Here is a 532-nt window from a genome sequence, read left to right as displayed (position 1 = left end):
TGGCGGGACGCCTGCTCACCGTGATCGGCCGCTTCAGCCCGATCCTGGCGATATTGTCGACAATATCGTCGAAGTTGCGGCGGTTGCGGACACGCGGGTTCAGGATCCGGATGCGGTCTGTCGGGATCAGTGTAACCCGTTTGCGCTTATCGAGGGGAATGCCGTCTGTCATCAGGCTGCCTCCGCAAATCTGACTCTGCCGGCGAGAGCGAAAAAGAAATCGAGACTTTCAAAACGGTAGGCGTCGAGGGACAGCCCATTCTGCTCGGCGAGCTTCAAGCGCGGCGTGTTCATGTCGATGCTCGGCAGGACATAATAGTCGAGGGGGGCCACATTGCGCTCGTCCAAGCGGATGGCGATCGTCATATCCGGGACGAGGCCGACGTCGAGGCGAACGCGCCAGCGCAGCGCTCCGCTCGACGTCTTGAAAGAACGCGCAATCACCACCGAGGCGGTGAACTCGCCATTGATCGACAGGAGTTCGCTCACCGGATCCTGGGCGGCGGCTCCGCCTGCCCGCTGCACGCCAGCA

General features: G+C 62.0%; 1 protein-coding gene. It reads right to left on the bottom strand.

The window, feature by feature from the left end:
* Positions 1 to 171: 171 nt before the first annotated feature.
* Entirely contained in the window at positions 172 to 489 is a 318-nt protein-coding gene (locus tag CKO23_RS25160) for a hypothetical protein (RefSeq protein ID WP_200336333.1), read from the bottom strand.
* Positions 490 to 532 lie beyond the last annotated feature (43 nt).

Source organism: Thiocystis violacea, assembly GCF_016583565.1.
In the GTDB taxonomy this organism is placed as follows: Bacteria; Pseudomonadota; Gammaproteobacteria; order Chromatiales; family Chromatiaceae; genus Thiorhodococcus; species Thiorhodococcus violaceus_A.
Note: the sequence above shows the minus strand (reverse complement) of the source record. Positions and strands in the feature narration are given on the sequence as shown.